12 protein-coding genes are annotated in these 21,414 nt (G+C 60.3%); 3 read left to right on the top strand and 9 right to left on the bottom strand.

Going from position 1 to position 21,414, the window contains the following annotated elements:
- Window positions 1-81: 81 nt before the first annotated feature.
- On the bottom strand, window positions 82-2,382 hold the full coding sequence (locus SLW75_RS08530) for a fatty acid cis/trans isomerase (RefSeq protein ID WP_410934167.1): 2,301 nt from the start codon (window positions 2,380-2,382) through the stop codon (window positions 82-84).
- 170 nt (window positions 2,383-2,552) lie between these two features.
- Here SLW75_RS08530 and metH point away from each other — a divergent pair, with 170 nt between their 5' ends.
- Window positions 2,553-6,263, top strand: coding sequence for a methionine synthase (gene metH / locus SLW75_RS08525; RefSeq protein ID WP_410934166.1), 3,711 nt, complete (start codon window positions 2,553-2,555; stop codon window positions 6,261-6,263).
- 216 nt (window positions 6,264-6,479) lie between these two features.
- Here metH and tssF read toward each other — a convergent pair whose 3' ends face one another.
- The 7 genes from tssF to tssL all read right to left on the bottom strand — a co-directional run bounded on the left by tssF (window position 6,480) and on the right by tssL (window position 16,730).
- Window positions 6,480-8,246, bottom strand: a complete 1,767-nt coding sequence (gene tssF, locus SLW75_RS08520) for a type VI secretion system baseplate subunit TssF (RefSeq protein ID WP_410934165.1) — start codon at window positions 8,244-8,246, stop codon at window positions 6,480-6,482.
- Window positions 8,247-8,298: 52 nt separating this feature from the next.
- Window positions 8,299-8,562: a PAAR domain-containing protein gene (locus SLW75_RS08515; protein ID WP_410934164.1), complete on the bottom strand. Its 264-nt coding sequence runs from the start codon at window positions 8,560-8,562 to the stop codon at window positions 8,299-8,301.
- Window positions 8,563-8,673: 111 nt separating this feature from the next.
- Window positions 8,674-10,119 carry a hypothetical protein gene (locus SLW75_RS08510; protein ID WP_410934163.1) on the bottom strand — a complete coding sequence of 482 codons (1,446 nt, stop codon included), beginning with the start codon at window positions 10,117-10,119 and terminating at the stop codon, window positions 8,674-8,676.
- Window positions 10,116-11,399: a DUF6396 domain-containing protein gene (locus tag SLW75_RS08505; protein WP_410934162.1), complete on the bottom strand. Its 1,284-nt coding sequence runs from the start codon at window positions 11,397-11,399 to the stop codon at window positions 10,116-10,118. The genes SLW75_RS08510 and SLW75_RS08505 overlap by 4 nt, the downstream gene beginning before the upstream one ends.
- A complete protein-coding gene (locus tag SLW75_RS08500; protein WP_410934161.1) occupies window positions 11,399-13,321 on the bottom strand; it encodes a phospholipase in 1,923 nt (640 codons plus the stop codon). The genes SLW75_RS08505 and SLW75_RS08500 overlap by 1 nt, the downstream gene beginning before the upstream one ends.
- Complete coding sequence (locus tag SLW75_RS08495; RefSeq protein ID WP_410934160.1) at window positions 13,318-16,044, bottom strand: type VI secretion system Vgr family protein; 2,727 nt, start codon at window positions 16,042-16,044, stop codon at window positions 13,318-13,320. The genes SLW75_RS08500 and SLW75_RS08495 overlap by 4 nt, the downstream gene beginning before the upstream one ends.
- Before the next feature lie 2 nt (window positions 16,045-16,046).
- Window positions 16,047-16,730, bottom strand: a complete 684-nt coding sequence (gene tssL / locus SLW75_RS08490) for a type VI secretion system protein TssL, short form (RefSeq protein ID WP_410934159.1) — start codon at window positions 16,728-16,730, stop codon at window positions 16,047-16,049.
- A 1,200-nt stretch (window positions 16,731-17,930) separates the two neighbouring features.
- Between tssL and SLW75_RS08485 the strand changes: the two genes are divergently transcribed.
- Together SLW75_RS08485 and SLW75_RS08480 are read left to right on the top strand one after the other, a co-directional pair.
- Window positions 17,931-19,589, top strand: coding sequence for a nitrite/sulfite reductase (locus SLW75_RS08485; protein WP_065991414.1), 1,659 nt, complete (start codon window positions 17,931-17,933; stop codon window positions 19,587-19,589).
- Window positions 19,573-20,067 carry a DUF934 domain-containing protein gene (locus SLW75_RS08480; protein ID WP_192135702.1) on the top strand — a complete coding sequence of 165 codons (495 nt, stop codon included), beginning with the start codon at window positions 19,573-19,575 and terminating at the stop codon, window positions 20,065-20,067. The genes SLW75_RS08485 and SLW75_RS08480 overlap by 17 nt, the downstream gene beginning before the upstream one ends.
- Window positions 20,068-20,263: 196 nt before the next feature.
- Here the strand turns inward: SLW75_RS08480 and sohB are convergent, their stop codons facing one another.
- Window positions 20,264-21,286 carry a protease SohB gene (sohB, locus tag SLW75_RS08475; protein ID WP_410934158.1) on the bottom strand — a complete coding sequence of 341 codons (1,023 nt, stop codon included), beginning with the start codon at window positions 21,284-21,286 and terminating at the stop codon, window positions 20,264-20,266.
- Window positions 21,287-21,414: the final 128 nt, after the last annotated feature.

The following is a 21,414-nucleotide window of genomic DNA, read 5'->3' as shown; positions in this document are numbered from 1 at the left end:
CAAGGGTTTCCCTGTTTGAAGCAGCATCAGCGGGGCCAACGCGTAGTGTGAAGATTTTCTGCAGGACGGCTCGCGGGCGGCTCAGAGATTCTCATAGCGATTCATGTCCAAGACACCCGCCTCGCGCGGCTCGGTTTCCTGAAGGTAGCGGTCCAGGTCGTGGAAGTACGTCCAGAACAGCGGATGGCTGCGGCGCACGCCCCAGCGCTGGACGATAGCGTCGAACGCCTGCTTGTGATCGTGGGCCTGCTCCATTGCGTCAACGAACGCACCGACCTCGCTGGCCGGGATGTTGAACATGAAATTCGGGTAGCTGCTCAGCACACCCGGATAGATTGTCAGCGTGTCCAGACCGGGCTGGTAGCGGTAATCCTCGCCCATCAGAAAGGCGACGTTACTGTGGGCCCGGTTGCGCAGCATGCTGTAGACGATGCGTTTGCCGCTGCCATCCTGGATCCGCAGCATCGTCGCTTCCGGCAACTGGTGAATGACCTTCAGCCCCGCCGCCGGCCGCGACGTCAGCCGGCTCAATGTCTGCTCCACCTCGCTGAACACCGGGTCCAGTCCCTCACGCGAACAGTAGGCGCCGTCGCAGCGATTGATCGGGTCCGGCGTCACGTTCAAGGTGCCCGCACGCTCGATCAACTTGCGCTCGAAGTCACGCTTGGGGTTGTTCTCATCGAGTGTCAGGCCGCTCGGGGTGTCATCGTCGATGGCCTGGTAATCCAGCCACATCTTTAATTTGCCGCCGTTCTGGTACCAGTCGCCGAGGATGTCATCGCGCTTGTCGGCCGGCATCAGGCGCAGGAAGTTGACCTCGGCGCCGTTGCGGATCAGGTCGAAATACAAGCGCGTCTGCACCTGATGGGAGACGTTGCCGTAGACGTCGAAATTGACTGCCAACTGGTAATAGGTGCGCTCCAGCAAGGGGTAGTCGAACAGCCAGACGCTGTTGGGCAGCGCGCCAATCAGCCCTTTGTTCACCGAGGCGCTGTCGAAGTGGCGGAAGATGGTCAGCAGCGCGTTGTCGTTGCCCGCCCAAAGCGTCGCCCAACCCGGCGGGGGCATGTGCGCGTAGGCATCGCTGCGCAGGTCTTCGTACTGATTGCGCTTGTCGCGGTAGTCGTGCCACAGGGTCAGCACGCTGCCGACGTCATCGTCCTGCCCCGGCATCGCCAGCAATGGCGTGGCCTTGGCCCGGTAGGCCGCGTCGGTGATGTAACGGTCGTGGTCGGGCGCTTGAAACAGCGCCCAGAAATGATCGCGAATCACATCCGTGGCGATCTCGCCCCGACACACCGGGCCGCGAATGAACGTGCGAACGAAGTATTCGGCATTGTCCAGCATGAACTGGTAGCGCGCGTCAGCGGGGATCTGCTTGAACGTTTCGAACGGATTGGCCCGATGCTGCGGGCCATAGCCGGGCAGCTCGGTGGCGTGCCAGGTGCCGCTGTAGAACAGTTGCTTGACCCGGGCCAGCTTCTGCGGGCCCATCGGGTAGGTGATGTGGGTCTTGTGGACGATGACGCCCTGCACCGGCATCAGGCGGTAATAGAAGGTGGTGCCAGGATCGTCGTCGGGACGGCGCGTGGCGATCAGGTCAACCGGCTGGCCGCTCGGCGTGCGCGAGCGCACCCACTGGAAGAAGTGCCCCGGCTCGCCGTCGCTGAAATACACGTGGGCCAGAAACAGGTGTTCGTACAGCCAACGGCCGACCAACGCTTCGCTCGATCCGGGGCGATTGAGCAGGCGCTCCCATTCGGTGATCTGCGCCGCTTCGCCCGTACTCGGTTGCACCGGCGTCTGCTCCACGGGTGCCCCGGCTGCCAGCCAGCGTTGCAGCGTGCTGTATTGAGCGTCGGTGAGGCCGGTCACCGCCAGCGGCATGCCCTGCCCCGGACGCGCCGTGGCATAAGCGGCAAACTCGTTGGGCAACGGGCACATGTTCTGGCGGTTCAGGCCCAGCACGATGTCATCCGGCAGCCGCGCGTTGGGCAGCAATGGCGCGCTGTGCCCGAACTCGAGCATCTTTGCCATCAGCGCCGCCTGATTGCTCTGCCCGTCCAGCACTGAATAGAAGCCTTTCTTGCGCCAGGCGTCAGGGCCCTGCGCGTCGACGAAAATCCGGGTGGGGGCGACCGCCTTGCTGCGGTCGCCTTCGTAAACCGGCACCTTCGATGCACCGCGCAGCACACCTTCGCCGCTGCCCAGGTTCAGCTGGCAGGCAGCATCATTGCAGGCGTGGCAGGCGACGCACTTCTCGGTGAAGATCGGCTGGATATCGCGGCTGTAGGAAATAGCCGGAGACTGAAGGGGTGACTGCGCGAACGCTGCACCGCAAAACAACAAGGCCAGGGAACTGGCGAGCACGCGATGCAACATGGAACGGGCGTCCTGAAAATGAATCGCCGGGATTCTACCGTTTGGCAGTGCCGCGCAACATGAACAGAATTCATGTAAATCCCGGAATGATTTAAATCCGTACAGGTTTGCTATTATTTCGCACCTTTCAGCGCCACCTTATTTCGTACTTCTTCATCCGGGTAACCTTCATGTCAGATCGCAGCGCGCGTCTTCAAGCACTCCAGCAGGCTCTTCAACAGCGAATCCTGATCCTCGATGGCGGCATGGGCACCATGATCCAGAGCTATCGGCTGGAGGAAGAAGACTACCGCGGCAAGCGTTTTGCCGACTGGCCGAGCGACATCAAGGGCAACAACGACCTGCTGATCCTGACCCGGCCTGACGTGATTGGTGCGATCGAGAAGGAATACCTCGACGCCGGTGCCGACATTCTCGAAACCAACACCTTCAACGCCACCCAAGTGTCCCAGGCCGACTACGGCATGGAAGCGCTGGTCTACGAACTGAACGTGGAGGGCGCGCGCCTGGCCCGCCAGGTCGCCGACGCCAAGACCCTGGAAACCCCCGCCAAGCCGCGCTTCGTCGCCGGCGTGCTCGGCCCGACCAGCCGCACCTGCTCGCTGTCGCCGGACGTCAACAACCCCGGCTACCGCAACGTGACCTTCGACGAACTGGTGGAGAACTACACCGAAGCCACCAAAGGCCTGATCGAAGGCGGTGCGGACATGATCCTCATCGAAACCATCTTCGACACCCTCAACGCCAAAGCGGCGATCTTCGCCGTTCAGGGCGTGTTCGACGAGCTGGGCTTCGAGCTGCCGATCATGATTTCCGGCACCATCACCGACGCCTCCGGCCGCACCCTTTCCGGCCAGACCACCGAAGCGTTCTGGAACTCGGTACGTCACGCCAAGCCGATCTCTGTGGGCCTCAACTGTGCGTTGGGCGCCAGCGAGCTGCGGCCGTACCTGGAAGAGCTGTCGAACAAGGCCGAGACCCACGTCTCGGCGCACCCCAACGCCGGCCTGCCCAACGAATTCGGTGAGTACGACGAAGCCCCTGCTGAAATGGCCAAAGTCGTCGAAGAGTTCGCCCAGAGCGGATTTCTGAACATCGTCGGCGGTTGCTGCGGCACCACCCCGGCGCACATCAAGGCCATCGCCAACGCCGTTGCGCCCTATGCGCCGCGGCCGATTCCTGAGATTCCCAAGGCCTGCCGCCTGTCCGGTCTGGAACCGTTCACCATCGATCGCAGCTCGCTGTTCGTCAACGTCGGCGAGCGCACCAACATCACCGGTTCTGCCCGTTTTGCCCGCCTGATCCGCGAAGACAACTACACCGAAGCCCTGGAAGTCGCCCTGCAGCAGGTCGAAGCCGGCGCCCAGGTGATCGACATCAACATGGACGAGGGCATGCTGGACTCGAAGAAGGCCATGGTGACCTTCCTCAACCTGATTGCCGGCGAGCCGGACATCTCCCGCGTGCCGATCATGATCGACTCCTCGAAATGGGAAGTCATCGAAGCCGGCCTCAAGTGCATTCAAGGCAAAGGCATCGTCAACTCGATCAGCATGAAAGAAGGCGTCGAGCAGTTCATCCATCACGCCAAGCTGTGCAAGCGCTACGGCGCGGCGGTGGTGGTGATGGCCTTCGACGAAGCCGGCCAGGCCGACACCGAGGCGCGCAAGAAGGAGATCTGCAAGCGCTCTTACGACATTCTGGTTAATGAAGTCGGCTTCCCGCCGGAAGACATCATTTTCGACCCGAACATCTTCGCCATCGCCACCGGCATCGAAGAGCACAGCAACTACGCCGTGGACTTCATCAATGCCTGCGCCTACATCCGCGATGAGCTGCCGTATGCGCTGACCTCCGGTGGCGTGTCCAACGTGTCGTTTTCGTTCCGTGGCAACAACCCGGTGCGCGAGGCGATCCACTCGGTGTTCCTGCTGCACGCGATCCGCAACGGCCTGACCATGGGCATCGTCAACGCCGGCCAGCTGGAGATCTACGACCAGATTCCGGCCGAACTTCGTGACGCGGTGGAAGACGTGGTGCTCAACCGCAACCCGGAAGGCACCGACGCGCTGCTGGCCCTCGCCGACAAATACAAGGGCGACGGCTCGGTCAAGGAAGCGGAAACCGAAGAGTGGCGCGGCTGGGAGGTCAACGAGCGCCTCAAGCACGCGCTGGTCAAGGGCATCACCACGCACATCGTTGAAGACACCGAGCTCTCGCGCCAGTCGTTCAAGCGCCCGATCGAGGTCATCGAAGGCCCGCTGATGGCCGGCATGAATGTGGTCGGCGACCTGTTCGGCTCGGGCAAGATGTTCCTGCCGCAAGTGGTTAAATCCGCCCGCGTGATGAAACAGGCCGTGGCGCATTTGATCCCTTTCATTGAAGAAGAGAAAGGCGACAAGCCCGAAGCCAAGGGCAAGATCCTCATGGCGACGGTCAAGGGCGACGTCCATGACATCGGCAAGAACATCGTCGGCGTGGTGCTGGGCTGCAACGGCTATGACATCGTCGACCTCGGCGTGATGGTGCCGGCGGAGAAGATCCTGCAGGTCGCCCGCGAGCAGAAGTGCGACATCATCGGCCTGTCGGGCCTGATCACGCCCTCCCTGGACGAGATGGTTCACGTCGCCCGCGAGATGCAGCGTCAGGACTTCCACCTGCCGTTGATGATCGGCGGCGCGACCACCTCCAAAGCGCACACGGCGGTGAAGATCGAGCCCAAGTACAGCAACGACGCGGTGATTTACGTCACCGACGCCTCTCGCGCCGTGGGCGTGGCGACGCAGTTGCTGTCCAAGGAACTCAAAGCCGGCTTCATCGAGAAGACCCGCGCCGAATACGTGGAAGTGCGTGAGCGCACCTCCGCGCGCAGCGCCCGCACCGAACGCCTGAGCTACGGCGCGGCCATCGCCAAGAAGCCGCAGTTCGACTGGGCCGCCTACCAGCCGGTGAAGCCGACGTTCACCGGGGTCAAGGTGCTGGAAGACATCGACCTGAACGTGCTGGTGGATTACATCGACTGGACGCCGTTCTTTATTTCCTGGGACCTGGCCGGCAAATACCCGCGCATCCTCACCGACGAAGTGGTGGGCGAAGCGGCCACCTCGCTGTTCAAGGACGCCCAGGAGTTGCTGCGCAAACTGATCGACGAGAAGCTGATCCGCAGCCGCGCCGTATTCGGCTTCTGGCCGGCCAATCAGGTTGACCACGACGACATTCAACTGCTCGACGATAACGGCGCGCCACTGGCCAAGCTGCATCACCTGCGCCAGCAGATCATCAAGACCGACGGCAAGCCGAATTTCTCCCTGGCCGATTTCGTCGCGCCCCAGGGCAGCGGCGTCACCGATTACGTCGGTGGCTTCATCACCACCGCCGGCATCGGCGCCGAAGAGGTGTCGAAGGCGTACCAGGACAAGGGCGACGACTACAACGCGATCATGGTCAAGGCATTGGCGGATCGTCTGGCCGAGGCCTGCGCAGAATGGCTGCACCAGCAGGTGCGCAAAGAGTATTGGGGTTATGCCCGCGATGAGCAGCTGGGCAACGACGAGCTGATCAAGGAGCAATACACCGGCATCCGCCCTGCCCCCGGCTACCCGGCCTGCCCGGATCACACCGAGAAAGGCGTGCTGTTCGACCTCCTCGACCCGGCCCAGGGCGACGGCAAACCCGGCGTCAGCGGCGTGTTTCTCACCGAGCACTACGCGATGTTCCCGGCAGCGGCGGTCAGCGGCTGGTACTTCGCCCATCCTCAGGCGCAATACTTCGCCGTGGGGAAAGTGGACAAGGATCAGGTGGAAAGCTACACGGCGCGCAAGCAGCAGGATTTGAGCGTGAGCGAACGCTGGCTGGCGCCGAACCTGGGGTATGACGAGTAATCACGGCCCAGTCATTTTCGGCTGACCTGGATTCGGCCACTGCAGGACCTGTGGGAGCGAGCTTGCTCGCGAATACGGCATTCCAGACGCTGAAATAGTCGGCGGATTGCCGCCCTATATCGCGAGCAAGCTCGCTCCCACACCGCTATGTTTGCTCTGCGGCAGCGTAGCGTCTCAATGAAAGAAAATCTGCCACGGTGCTCGCCAATTAACGATTCACCCGGGTACTCGCTGGCTGTGGTTTTCGCTCCACCGCAAATGTTTATCCTGCGGTTGCAGGATCAACGTCAGCTGGTTGAACAGATGAATGTCGGCGTACTGCGCGAAGAAGCGGCTGAGCAGTTCACCAAACAGGCAGATGTCCCCTTCCCCCGCGAAATGGCCTGCCTCCAGCGTGACTTCAATGTCCACACCGCGCAGCAGAAAACCGCCCTCAAAACGTTCAATCAGGTGATGACGAACTTCGATGATCGACTGTAACCGGCGCCGGTTCAGCGCACTGTCGGTCCAGTCGTAAAGCGCCAGCGTATTGCGCAAGACCTCGGCACTGTCGAGCAAGGGCAGAAAGCTTGAGCCCAGGTGACTGAGCACGCGCCAGTGAAAGCGGTCTTTGTCGGGTGCGTAACAAGGCATCGTCGGCGCACAGAGGTTGCGCACCTTCAATGTCCGCCGACTGGACTGCGCAGGCTGGTCCAGCACTGTTTCGGCCAGCGCCATTCGCGGCAGCTCGCCGTTGGTGCCCGTCAACTGCAGTGTCAGGCGGTGTGCCGGGTTCAAGCGGTCCTGTTCGAAACCGTCTCCGCCCAAGATCAGCCATGTGTCGTGGGACCCATCTGGCGCGGGTTTGAGCCGGGTATGGAAATAGCGCTCCGGAGCATCGTCGCGCAGCATTCCGCCCCTGTGCTGAAAATGGCTGAAGGGCACATACTCGTGCCGCGCAGCACGCTTGCCCGCGATTACGCTGTCCACGGAATAGATGTCCGTGTCGGCATCCTCCACCTGCACTGGCCGCAGCCGGTAATCGGTCTGTAAGGGATCGAGGGCCAGAGGGTCCGCCTCCAGGGCAAACAGATTAATGACCGGCACGGCGTGAAGACGAACATGCTCGGCACTGACCGCAACCCCGCGGGGCCAGGGTTGACCGAGCACCACCTCCAGCTCGAAGGCCTTGGTGTTGGCGTCCAGTTTCACCTGCTCCAGGCCCTTGATCGTGAGGAACATGAATTTCTCGGGGAAGCTGAAATACTCCAGCAATAACGGGCAGCCGCTGATACGGTCTTCGCCCTGCGGCCAGAGGCGATCCTCGTCGCCGAAGCCCTTGGGGCTGAATTTGACAGCGACCTCCTCGCGCTCCGAGCTCCCCCTGCGCAGGTAGACCTTGCGGGCATTGAGCGCCAGCGCCTGATGTAAGGCGTTGGCCGCGGGCGCGCTGGCATTCAGGTACAACGGCAGGTTGCCCAGGTCCATCGTGTCCCATTGCAACAGCTTGCCCCGGGAGAAACGCAGCCTGATCACCGAGCGGCCATCCGCCTCCTGTCCAACCCCCACGGCATCAAGGGACAGCGCACGCAGCGTCAGGTCCTGCGTGGTGGTGTAACGGCAGCGAGTCCCCTGTGGGCCGACCGGTCGCGAGCGCACCTCGAAGCCTTTGCGGATCGTCTCGTTGGTCTTCATCTCATGGATGTCAGGCGAGAACTCGACGATCGACAGCGACGGAATCATGCGCAGGTACTGCGGCCTGACCAGGCCGACCAAGCCTTCCGTCAACTCCGGTAGGTCATCGTCGAGCTTTTCCCGCAGACGCCCCATCAGGAACGCAAAGCCCTGAAACAGCTGTTCGACAGCGGGGTCCTGAGCCCCGGGTCTGTCCAGATTCAACGCGGCGGCGCGGTCGGGGAATGCGGCGCCGTATTCTTTAGCCGCTTCGCGCAGGTAGCGCATCTCGGCGTCGAAGTACGCCAGCGTCGGGTTGTCCTTGCTCATGGCAGATGTCCTTGTCTTGGGTGTCTCGGGTGTTGATAAACATCCTGCCTGCTCAGCCGGCGCTGGCTTCCGGGAGGGAGGTGATCAATGCGCAGCCACACTCACAGAGGTCGTCGTGGAACGCGACGGGTACGCCGTCGTCGCTGTAGCCTGAGTTGCCCTGGGCAATGCGGGTGGTGCCATGGCCTGGCAACGGGCAAAGCACGATGTCGCCTACGCGCGCCGCGCCAATGCCTTCGAAGATCATTGCGTCCGAGCCTGTTTTGACGATGCCGCCGCCGGTGGTGGTGTCGCCGATGCGGATGATGCCTTTCATGGTTGATTCCTTTTGCTGAGAAATGTAAGTGATTCATGGCTTCAGCGAAGCCAGGCAAAGAGTAAGACTGTTGTTACAAACGTAAAAACTTATCCAAAGTGGGTAGGTCCGCTAAGTCCCCCATCCACTAATAAAATTCAGCGCTGGGAACTTACTATTTCTCAAGAGCCTATAGCTTGCGCCCCCTCTGATGAGATAGAAGACTCCGTCAACGTCTGCAATATGGAAGTCGGTAGAAGCGGCACCTATAAACTTGCTTACCCCATGACGATGAAAATAAAGAACGTCTTCACCTAGCTGGGCTACAACCCCTTTTACGTTGGCCGATGCCAAAACCTCACGAAATGACCAGCAAGAATGAATCACCCCGCTCGCAGAAACGTCGCACGGAAGTAAAATCTTTGGCTCTCTAAAATCAGCCGCTCCAATATTTATTTCATCTCGGAACGAAACACTACCACTTTTAGATATATAGAAAGTCTTCCATTGCGCATCTGTACCAAAAGGAAAAATAACCTTGAAATCTCTGGGATCAGCACCATCCAAACGTTGACCTCTGAAGTAGACTCCATCGTTCGTGACGCTATATTGCGTGATCTGCTCGTTCTGCCAAGGAAGGTACGCTTCGGAGGACTGAGAAAGCGGCTTGTAGTCTGGGCGAAACCAGATCATATCATCCTTATAATCACTGGGAGACCCTATAAGTCTACCGCGGTCTACTGAGAGTTCATACAGAGTTCCTTGAGTGTGCAGATACCGCTTAGCTTTGTGAGAAAACATATACATGCCAGGGGAAACTTTATTTTCAAAACGAACCAGCTTATATGCGGACAAAAAAATCACATCGTTACCTAACGCGCCGAAAACCCCACCCTTTGCCTGGAGGAGCTGAGCGAGGTCATCCGTCTCGCAGACAGTGAAAGCCTCCGGACATTTAGAGGGTTCGAGCAAGCGAAACAGAGTGAGATCGACATCACCCAGGCTTTGCCCGCCAACAAAGGTCATATTCCCGGTACGAGAGACACTTACAAAGCTCCAAAAATCATGATCACCTAATGGGAAGATAACCGAGAAGTCTTTGGGGTCGGCCCCTTCCAACAACCGTCCTTCGAAGTACACACCCTGTTCGCCCACAGCATATTTGTAGAATTGCTCTTTTTGCCAGTCCAACAGCCCGGGCTCTTTGCTTTCTAAAACTCTGAATCTAGGCGACAGCTTTTCTACCTTGATTAACGTCCGGTGCTCTACTGTCCGAATGTAGCCCTTCATCTCCAACAAACACTTAAAACTAGTTATATTTGCAAGTATCGAATAAACCCCGAACCCGCAGTTTTTTTCAGGTGCATATTCTCGGTCTTCCCAATACACCTGGCCTTTTCGGACCCTGTAGTCACCTGCGAGTACCTGATCATAGGGCAGACAACTATTGTTCAGCGCGCCCCGTCCGTTTACCCGCTCTTCGCAGACTGGCATTTTGCTGTAGAGCTCAAACAACCCTGTGGTCAGCAGCATTGTTGCGGACAGCAGGAAGAACGCCTTCAGAAACCACTTCTTCATGCCAGCCTCCACCAGACCCGCACCGGGCCTTCGTGTTCGCTCTTGGGCAGGGGCCAGATTCGGTCACGGTAATAGCGCATGCGCTCGACAGGGAAAACGTCTCCTTGCTCGAAGTGACGAACAATGGACTGGCCGTCGGCGGTGTGCAGCTCCCGGTGCACGACCACCTGCCACCAACCGCTGACCGGGCACTTGGTCCCGGCGACGCATGGGTCGGCCGACAGGTCTGCCTGGCTGAAGCCTTTGGCGCCCGGCATCGGTCTGCCGGTGGCGGGGTCGAGTTTCAGGTCCTGGGTCAGGCGCTGAATTAACTCAGGCGATGGTTTTTCAGGCGGGACATTGGCTTCGCGGGCTTCCAGCCATTGCAGCTTGCCATCCCACGGCGGCAGTTTGGCCGGGGGCAGCGGGAGGATGTCGTTGATTTCGGGGACTTTGGGGTGGGCGTAGGAATACCTCGCCAGGATGCGCCAGATGGTTTTGTAGCGGTCGGCGCGTTGGAGGTCCTCCTCCAGACCGAGGTAATACAATTCGTCGGTGGGTTCTGGCCCTCGGAAACCGTTCTGCAGAAAACTGGAAGAGCTTTCGTCGCCTGCGGCGACTCCAAGCTGAAATGCTTCAAGAGCATCTGCATGTGCGCCGTTGTCTTGCAGATAGACGCCTAAAATATTCGCGGCCGCGCCATGTCCTTGCTCGGCGGCGCAACGACGCATCTGTCGCGCTACATCCGGCGCCCTGCTGCTAGGCGCCAGCGCGTCCCCGATTTCGTATTGGGCTTGGGCACTGCCCTCGTCAGCGGCCTTTCGCAGATAGCGCAGCGACATTTCCATGTCTTGCTTCAGATCGGCGATACCGTTTTTTAGAAACACCGACACAAAGTAGTAACCCGTGGCTACGTTTGCATCGATCAGGTCTTGACTGAAGCGCAGGTGTTCGTGACCCCGCATTTTGTATTTCCCGCGCAGGCCTCCGTTCTGCAGGTTGATATTGGCCTTGGGGTGACCATTCTCAGTGGCGATCCGGTAAAGCCGTGCGATTTCAAGGTCGATATCCGGATTTTGTTTCAGCTGGTTGTTTTTCTCCAGCCAACGGGCGTATTTAAACAGCACATCGCTGTCGGCACTGGCTGAAGGGAGAGTTTCGTGCTTGCAAGTGAAAGCCAAGTTGTCCTTGATTGCGGCGAGAGATTTCATTTGGATGTCCATGTCCGTCGATGGTCGTAATTCGTTGCGGTTGTCGCATGCGATCAGAGTCAGGCAGGCGAGCAGTAGTAACCGGCGCATCAGTCGAGGTTCGTCCGCGTTGCAGGGCAGTAATGAAACTCGACGAGGGGCGCATAGGGTTCATTTTTCGTCTCGGCGCTCTGCCGGACTTTGTTCTTGATGATGATGTCCTGCCAAGCGACGAACGCCGCCTCCGGATCATCCTGCATCCCCTTCCCCGCCGTATGCAGGTCCCACAACCTCCGCCTCAACGCCTGAGTTTCACTCGCCCACTCATGGGCAACGTTCAATTCGCTATCCACCTGCATGCTGCGGGTATTGATGTTGGCGGAGCCATGGGTGGTAAATACGTCGTCGACGATCATCAGCTTGGAATGGATGTACACCGGCATCCAGTTACCGGGAGGTGAATCGGGCGCCACCAGCGAGCAGATGTGCACTTTGAGGTTAGGGATGTCCTCGGGCTTGAGCACTTCTTGCTGGATGGCCTTGATCTGGTCTTCGAGCACAGCCATCCGGAAGGCCGCCGCGCTTTCGGCGTCGCGTCGCTTTTCGCGGGCCTTCTCGCTGATCGCACTGTCGCCCCCGGTCAGCAGGGTCGTCGAGAGGGACAACAGTTCGGTGGCGAGGGTTGTCGCCTGGTCTGCGATCAATTCGCTCAGGTCCTGCTCCTGCGCGGCGGCTTTTGCCTTTGCAGCCTCGATGCGCTGCAGTTGGGTGATTTTCGGCATGGTGTCGGCGCGCCCCAGGCTGTCGAGCATGCGGTGGGTGTTGACCGTGCCTTTGCCGATGCCGTCGTCGGTCACGTTGGTGATCACGAACAGGTGCAATGCGCCGTGCTTGCCGGGGTCGCGTCCGCCCTGGGTCTGGGCGATGGCGGCCTTCTTGATCATTTCGGCCAGGGGCGGCCAGCGAAAGTACTGGTTTTCGATGTAGATGAAGCCCGTGGCGTTGTTCACCGCTTGCAGGTAGAGCGTCTCGATGTCGCGACGGCCTTCCTGGGCCTGGGTGCGCAGGATCTGGGCGAAGTGCCGTTGCTGGTCGGGCGGGCATTGCAGGCGTTTGCCCAGGGCCATGGCGTCGCGAGTGGTCATCAGGTCTTCGCCCGTCGCGTCGAACCAGGCCGTGGCGAAGTTGTGGTGCAGGTGCTCAAGTATCGGCCCGGCCACCTGGCTGGAAATGTCCTGACGCGGCGTGTCACCCCGAGGCCCGGCATTGGGCGCGGGTTTATTGGCTTTGTCGCGCTTGAGCGCCGAGTGCCGATCCGTGTCCCAATATTCGTCGAGGGTGTTGTGGCCCATGACGAAACCCACCGCGTGTTCGGGCGCTTCATAGTCCACCAGCACGGTTTTCTGATGGTGGGTGACGGCAATACCGAGGGCTGCGAACGTGATGGCGCTCAGGTTCGGATCGGCGCTGTGATACCGGGCCTGGTGAACGATCTCGGCGCGGTCGAACAGGCTGAAGCCGCGACTGGCGTAAGCCGGGTATTGTTCACTGATGCGCTTGGGTGCCTGGCCAGCGGCAATGGCACACTTGGCGAACCAATAACGGTCATAGCCGTATTCGACGTCGGCGGTGTGTTGCATTTTACGATCGTCGAGCGCAAGCAACCCCTTGCCTGGAAGGTTAGCTTCGCCCGCCATGCCTGCGGTATTGAACGGCGCCTCCCAGCCCAATACGCGTACCTTTACACCCTCCTTGGCCTTTTCCATGAGCAGCGCGCCGATGCTGGGGTGCTTCCCCCCGTTGCGAATGAAATACATCGACGGCTGGAACCCCCAACAAATGATATCGACCGAACGTGTCGCGCTTGCAATGGCACGGTGCACGGCACCAAAGGTCTCTTCGCCGTTCACCAGCGGCATGTACGTCGCCAAAGCTGGCGGGTACTCAGACTCCTGCACGAACCAGGGGGGCGTCAGGATCACGGTGTCGGTTTCTTGAAACGATACGGGCGCGACGATTTCGGGCTGCGTCATGGGGCCTCCTCTTCCTGATCGGCGGTGTTATTCAGCACGGCGGCATACTGCGTGCGGTGGTCGGTGTGTGAAGCCGGCTGATTGACCGGGGTGTCCGGCGCGGAACGGTGGTTGTGCAGGCCTTGATTCGCCAGCCTTCCCTGCTCGGGATGGCTGTAAGTGGTCACGGCGGGAATGCGGTAGCTGACGCCGTTGGCCATTTCCAGCCGGTATTCCTGCGTCGTCGGCTGATGATCAACCTCGACGTGCCCGCTGCCGTCCATGACGCCCTCGGTGATCAGTCCGCCATCGGCATAAAGCTTGTAGGGCATGTGAGTCCAGCTGCTGCCAAGGTTGGGCGTTGCGGCCAGCTTCAGGCGCAGGGGCTGGCGGGTCAGCTGTTTCGGGGAGTCGGGATGGTCGGCAGCCATGGTCGCGCCGCCCTTGAGGAATTGAAAACTCGCGGCCTTGAGGAGATGGTCGCCCGCCGTCCCCGACTCGATGAGGCCCTGCTCCAGCGTCAGGTAGCTGCCTGCGGCGTTGAGCACGATCTTCTTCTTGGCGACGATGTGGATTTCGTCTTCGGTGCTGGTGATGCTCAGGCCTTGTCGGGCCAGCAGCTCCAGCGTGTCGTTCTGCGCCTGCACGCTGACCGGGCCTTGATTGGCGATCAGCTTGATGCCCAGCTGGCGCACGAACAGGCTCAAGCCTTTGCCGACCCCGATGAACATCCGCTTGACCACGCTGATGTCGGCTTCGCCGCCGGCGTTGAGCATGAGGTTGTCGTGGGCGGCCAGTTGCAGGTGCTTGCCGCTGGTGAGGGCGATACCCTGCGGCGCGCTGAGCAACAACACGGCGGATTTGAGCTGTTCGAGATTCTGCTCCAGCAAGTCCACTTGCGCCTGAACGCCGGCGGGCTCGGCCCTGCTCGCCTGAGCATCCCGGGACAGCCCTTGCAGTTGCTCCACCGCGTGCTGCAGGTGGGCAATCGCCGCTGCCATCTCCAACTGCTGCCCTTGGGCGCCGGCCTGTTCATCGGCGCTGATGAACAGCCCTTTGCCGCTGCGAATCGCTCCCCACCCATCGGTGCGCAGTTCGAAGCCTTCGCCGCGCTTGTCCTTGTTGGCATCCACCAGATGCCCCAGATTCAGCTGGCTCTTGCCGCTGTGGTCAGTACTGAGCTTGACGTGCTCCTTGCCGCGCTCGTCTTCCATGCGCAGTTTGTTGTTGGCGGGGGTGCGCAGCACATTACGGGTGAAGTCCCGGTCCGCCAGGGTCACCGGGTCCGGGTGCCGGTCGTCGTGCAAGGCATGGGCGATGTAGGGCCGGTCGGGGTCGCCATGCTCAAAGGCCACGGCCACTTCAGTGCCGGCAATCAGCGGCAGGTGCAGGCCGTGGGTGTCGCCGGCGTAGGCCCGGGCCAGACGCAGCCACGCACTTTCTTCACCGGGCTCCCAGGGATCACGGTCGAACAGGAAGTTGACCTTGTAGCGACCTTCCTTGTCGATGTGGCTGTAGGGGTCGTTGGCGATGACGCTGGTGACACGGGCGGCAACGGTGCCGGCGAGCTGCGGCTTGCGCAGCACCGGGGGACGGAAGCAAACGGTCTCGCTGAAGGGAATGGCCACGAAGGCGACTTCGAAACTGCGGTCCCGGGCGGCGCGCAGGCTCAGGCCCGTAATCACGGCGCCGGGTTCAAACGCGTTGGGGGCGTCACCGGTGACGTCGAGGATTTGCCCCAGCGCCAGGGTCGCACTGCTGCTGACGCCGGTTAAACGCGTCTGGGCATTGAGATAACGTTCGTGGCGCAGCCGGCCATAGAAGAAACCGCTTTCGCTTATAAGGTCTTCGTCCTGATCCCGTGCGTCGCCCAGCACGGTATAGGGTTCGGCATAGTGATAGGCCTCGCCGTAGGTGGTGGTGGCGCGGCGGCTCTGGTCCACCTCGCCGTCGAGCCAGGCATTGGCATCCCGTGGGTCGTAGGCACGAAAGTGGATGCGCTTTTCCACCACGCAATGGTCGGATTGCAGCTGCCACACAGCGTCCTGGTCATGGCTGTCCAGCCCCGAGGGCGAGCGACACGGCACCGTGATTTGCGGCCATTGGTAATGGCGCTGATCGTCGTTGAATTCGATCACGTCGATATCGAGACGGGCGTCGTGGGCGAAACGAAACCAGATGCCCGCCTCGGCCAGCAGCCGTGAGATGAACGCCAGATCGCTTTCGCCGAATTGCATCACTTGCTCGCGCCGGGGGTAGTCACGGACGAGCTTGAAGCGGAAATCATGGCCTTCCATGTCGTGGCGACTGCGCAGAATGCTGTCGACAATCTCCGGCACCGACATGTGTTGGTAGATACGGTACTGATGCCCGCGGGACAGCAGCGCCAGCCGCGGTTCAAGGGTGACTTCGTAACGCGCCTCGTCTCTGGAGGCTGACAGGCACTTGAAACCGGTGACCACGCCACACAGGGTGCGCAGCGGGGGTACGGCGGGTAACGGCAAACCGCCCATGGCGCTGGGGAGCACGTGGGGCGCGGTGTGCAGCGTGAACTGCGCGGCGTTGCCGAGCATGTGACCGGCGCCAATATCCTGAACCGTCGAGGTGAACTCGATGACGTAGGTGAACGGCTGGCTGAGGTGTTCTTCGCCCGTGAACGTCAGCACGTCGAGGTCGGCATTCAAGTCGTCGACGCGCAGGGTGTGACGGCTGTGGTCAAAAAAGGCCGAGAGTGAGTCCGTCATGGTCAGACGCCCCTCACGACAAGCTCGTCGACCATGTTGGCGAGCGTACGATTCAGGAACCACCACAGGACTGCCAGCGCGAGTCCCGCGATTGCCAGGTGCAGGAGTGGAGAACGTAGCCACCAGGGGAATGCGCGGACAGGCCCTCTGGCGTCAATCCAGGTCGGCCGCACCGGGAACAGCTGCGGCCCTGCCAGTGCGTCCAGCTGGTTTTTCAGAACCATGCGCTCTTCGTCATCCAGCGATCGATAACCGCCCAGAAACCCCAGCATCATCACCCGCTGGAATAGGGTCACGACGTGCATGTCCGGCGCAGGCTCGCGCAGCACTTCCCGCATTTGCTCATGCAGGATTTCACCCGCTCGATGGCGCCCGCAGAAGCGGGCCTGCAACGATTCGTTGATCCATATCTGTCGGACGCCGTCCCCGACGTTGGTCAACACGGCTTCATCAAGCAGCGCGCATTGCGCATGGATGATCAAGTCCATACTGGGCTGGCTCATGCCTGCTTCCTGCAATGCGCTGCGCGCGCCTTCAACTTGGGCAATACACGTCTCGCGCAATGTTTTGCTGTCGGTCATGGTGCGACAGTGACGCAGTTCAACCGCCAGCAAATAGGTATCCTGGAAGATAAGGTCTACATTAATCGGCACAATACCGGAGGGCTCATGACTTATTGAATTCATAGGTAACACCGAGAGCATTTTCAGGATTGAATGATTAATCGATCACTCAGGCGATAACGTGACCTCCGCCCACATCAATGAAGTGCGCGCAGGGAATAAAGAATATTGCGTCTACGGATTTGCCGTCCGTTTGGACACTCGATATTTTGATGAGGAAATTGGCGTGTGCGAGCATGGACAACGCGGCCCCGGCAGCCTGCCCTTCGGCCCCACAGCCTTGGGCCCGCAGCTACATCGCCCAGATCCCACCCGACGTTGAGGAGCAAGGCTAATGACTGAAAAATTAAAATGCTACCCACGTTTTCACATCAAGAAACTTCTTACAAATATCAGGAGCGGTCCTACGGAAAGTTCTGACACGTTAAGTGAAAAGAATCTGAAGCCAGAATTTAAAGTCAGCTAAAGCCAGCACTGTGAACGCCAACACCAACAGCGAGGATTTATAGCCATCGGTGGGCTGCCCGAATATACATTCTGTTTAATCGAACGCTGACCCATCATTTAAATTTTACATGCAGGCCCTTTAGCCGATTCAGCCGGAAACACCTGAGTATTAAATCGTGAGGGCCGAAGTATGAAGACTGGAAATGGCAAAGCGATCGGCGGATAACCGCGCTTACAAGGCGAGCAGCCTTATAAAGAACGGCATAGGGTGCCCTTCGGAGCCGACTTGATGGCGAGCCCGATTTCACAGACGCCGTTGCAGTGACTGCATGAACGGGTTCGCCAGCAGCAGGCCTACAGATAGGTGGAGGTTATCGCTACTGGTGCGTCACCCAGAACACCACCGCCCCCACCACCAGCACGACAATGAACAGAATGGCCCATGCATCCACATGGCTCTCGGACTTGGCAACTTTCGGGTGATTTCGCATTGCATCGCCTTTTGTCTGTTTTATGGGTGATCGCAAAACTCGCGGACCAGCGACAGGGGTCGTCGGCCATTGCCAGAGTAAAGTCGAGCCATGCCCTTATCACAAGTGAGGTTATGCCGGACCGACGTACTGCTTAGCACTTTTGGTTCTGTGCATATACTCAAACATCACTTTTGCGCATATCCGCAAACTGGTAACCTCCCCCGGCTCCGCAAGGAGTGCGCGGCCGTGCGCGCAGATTTGTTCGGTAGCCTGAAAGCAGACGACAACGCATCGCCTTTCCGGCTGGCCCAGCAGCAGTGAACCGCCTGAGAACAGGACCACCATGTACGTATACGACGAGTACGATCAGCGGATCGTCGAGGACCGCGTCAAGCAGTTCCGCGACCAGACCCGCCGCTATCTGGCCGGCGAGCTCAGCGAAGAAGAGTTCCGCCCGCTTCGCCTGCAAAACGGCCTCTACATCCAACGCTTCGCCCCGATGCTGCGCGTCGCTGTGCCTTACGGCCAGCTGACCTCGCGCCAGGCCCGCATGCTGGCGAAGATCGCCCGTGATTACGACAAGGGCTACGCGCACATCAGTACCCGCCAGAACGTGCAGTTCAACTGGCCGGCACTCGAAGACATCCCCGACATTCTCGCCGAACTGGCCACCGTGCAGATGCACGCGATCCAGACCAGCGGCAACTGCCTGCGCAACGTCACCACGGACCAGTTTGCCGGCGTCTCTGCCGACGAGCTGGTGGACCCGCGCCCCTGGTGTGAAATCGTCCGTCAGTGGACGACGTTCCACCCGGAATTCGCCTACCTGCCGCGCAAGTTCAAGATTGCGATCAACGGCTCGGCCTCCGACCGCGCTGCTATCGAGGTCCACGACATCGGCCTGGAGCCGCTCAAGAATGCTGCCGGCGAGCTGGGCTTCCGCGTGCTGGTCGGCGGTGGCCTTGGCCGCACGCCGGTGGTCGGTGCGTTCATCAACGAGTTCCTGCCGTGGCAGGACCTGTTGAGCTACCTCGACGCCATCCTGCGCGTGTACAACCGCTACGGCCGTCGCGACAACAAGTACAAGGCGCGCATCAAGATTCTGGTCAAGGCGCTGACCCCTGAAGTGTTCGCCGAGAAGGTCGAGGCCGAAATGGCTCACCTGCGCGGCGGCCAGACCACGCTGACCGAGGCCGAGGTGCATCGCGTTGCCAAACACTTCGTCGACCCGGACTACAAGGCGCTGACCGATTACAGCGCCGAACTGGCTCAGCTGGATCAACAGCACCCCGGTTTCGCACGCTGGCGCTCGCGCAACGTCCTGGCCCACAAAAAGCCGGGCTACGCGGCCGTGACCCTGTCGCTGAAACCGACCGGCGTGGCGCCGGGCGATCTCACCGACAAGCAACTGGACGGCATCGCCGACCTTGCCGATCGCTACAGCTTCGGTGAACTGCGCACGTCCCACGAGCAGAACGTGATTCTGGCCGACGTCGAGCAGAGCCAGCTGTTCGCGATGTGGGGCGAACTGCGCGAGCAAGGCTTCGCAACGCCGAACATCGGCCTGCTGACGGACATCATCTGCTGCCCGGGCGGCGACTTCTGCTCCTTGGCCAACGCCAAGTCGATCCCGATTGCCGAATCGATCCAGCGTCGTTTTGACGATCTCGATTACCTGTTCGACATCGGCGAGCTGGACCTGAACATTTCAGGCTGCATGAACGCCTGCGGCCACCACCACGTGGGCCACATCGGCATTCTCGGCGTGGACAAGAAAGGCGAAGAGTTTTACCAGGTGTCACTGGGCGGCAGCGCCAGCCGCGACGCCAGCCTGGGCAAGATCCTTGGCCCATCGTTCGCACAGGACGTGATGCCGGATGTGATCGAGAAGCTGATCGACGTCTATGTTGAGAAACGCAACGAAGACGAGCGCTTCATCGACACCTACCAGCGTATTGGCATCGACCCTTTCAAGGAGCGCGTCTATGCAGCGAATCATTAAGAACAACGAGGTCATCGACGAGACCTGGCACCTGCTGCCCAAGGACACGACGTTCGACAGCCTGTCCAACTGCGATGACCTGATCGTGCCCCTTAACCTGTGGCGCGAGCATGCCCATGCGTTGAAGGCCCGCGACGGCGGCCTGGGTGTGTGGCTGGACAGCGACGAGGAGGCCGAGGAAATCGGCGACGACGCGGATCAGTTCCAGGTCATCGCCCTGAACTTCCCGGCATTCACTGACGGCCGCAGCTACTCCAATGCGCGCCTGCTGCGTGACCGCTACGGTTACAAGGGCGAACTGCGGGCGATTGGCGATGTGTTGCGCGACCAGCTGTTCTACCTGCACCGCTGCGGGTTCGATGCGTTCGCCATTCGTGCCGACAAGGATCCGTACGAGGCGCTGGAAGGTCTGAAGGACTTTTCCGTGACGTATCAGGCTGCCACCGACGAGCCGCTGCCGCTGTTTCGGCGGCGTTGAGTCGCTGCTGCTGATTCCGCGTTTAAACACGCTTGATAAAAAGCCCCGGCTTCGTAAGAAGTCGGGGCTTTTTAATTCAGCTGGCTCAAGGTGCAAACACCGTCAATCTTGCGGTGTGGCGTCCGACGCCTTCCCGGCTAAAGCCGGTCCTTGTATGGGTTCCTGCAGCCTTCACGCGATGCGCTCAAGGGATCAGTCACCAGAACCGCTGCTGCGTCAGCTTGCCCCACCACCCTGTCACCAGGTGGTCAACCGAGGTGCTCGCGGCGATGCCAACCCGCTGTTGCAGGCTCTTGCGTTCGGCGTAGTGCAGGTGGAACACCTCGGCGGTCTTGGCTTTCTCCGACAGGTATTCATCGCTGGTCTTCAGCTCATCCACCAGCAGTTTGTCCTTGGCGGCAATGCCCAGCCAGATCTCGCCGGTGGCGACTTCGTCGATCTGCAACTGCGGGCGGTAGCTGGCGACAAAGTTCTTGAACAGCTCGTGGGTGATGTCCAGATCTTCCTGGAACTTCTCGCGACCCTTCTCGGTGTTTTCGCCAAACACCGTCAGCGTGCGCTTGTACTCGCCGGCGGTCAGCACTTCGAAATCGATGTCATGCTTTTTCAGCAGACGATTGACGTTGGGCAGTTGAGCCACCACGCCGATCGACCCGAGGATTGCGAACGGTGCACTGATAATACGGGTACCGATGCACGCCATCATGTAGCCGCCGCTGGCCGCGACCTTGTCAATGCAGACGGTCAGCGGAATGCCCGCCTGACGAATCCGCGCCAGCTGCGACGACGCCAGACCGTAGCTGTGGACCATGCCGCCGCCGCTCTCCAGGCGCAGCACCACTTCATCCTTGGGGGTGGCGAGGGCCAGCAGCGCGGTGATCTCGTTGCGCATGTTCTCGGTGGCCGAAGCCTTGATGTCACCGTCAAAGTCGAGCACGTAGACCCGCGACTTGACCTCGGTGGACTTCTTGTCCTTCTTCAGTTCCTTGGCCTGGGCCTTGCGCAGCGCCTTGAGCCGCGCCTTGTCCAGCAGCGAACCTTCGAGGCGATCACGCAGCCCTTTGTAGAAGTCATTGAGTTTGGTGACGTGCAACTGACCGCCTGCGCCACGGCGCCCGCGACCGCGCATCGACGCGATGACCACCAGCACCACAATGATCGCGATCACGATGGTGACGGTCTTTGCCAGGAAGCTGGCGTAATCGAAAATGAACTCCACAGAAACTCCTTACCGGTACAGCAGACCCTCGGCAGAGGATCGCGAATGGGGCCAAGCATACCGGCGCGCCGGTGGCCGAGCCAGTGACGCGACGGCGAATACGGGACAGATCGGCCAATTCAAACGAG

Origin of the sequence: Pseudomonas sp. W5-01, from assembly GCF_046540435.1 — a bacterium.
GTDB lineage: Bacteria > Pseudomonadota > Gammaproteobacteria > Pseudomonadales > Pseudomonadaceae > Aquipseudomonas > Aquipseudomonas graminis_B.
The sequence above is the reverse complement of the archived record's forward strand: the minus strand, read 5'-3'. Positions and strand labels throughout refer to the sequence as shown.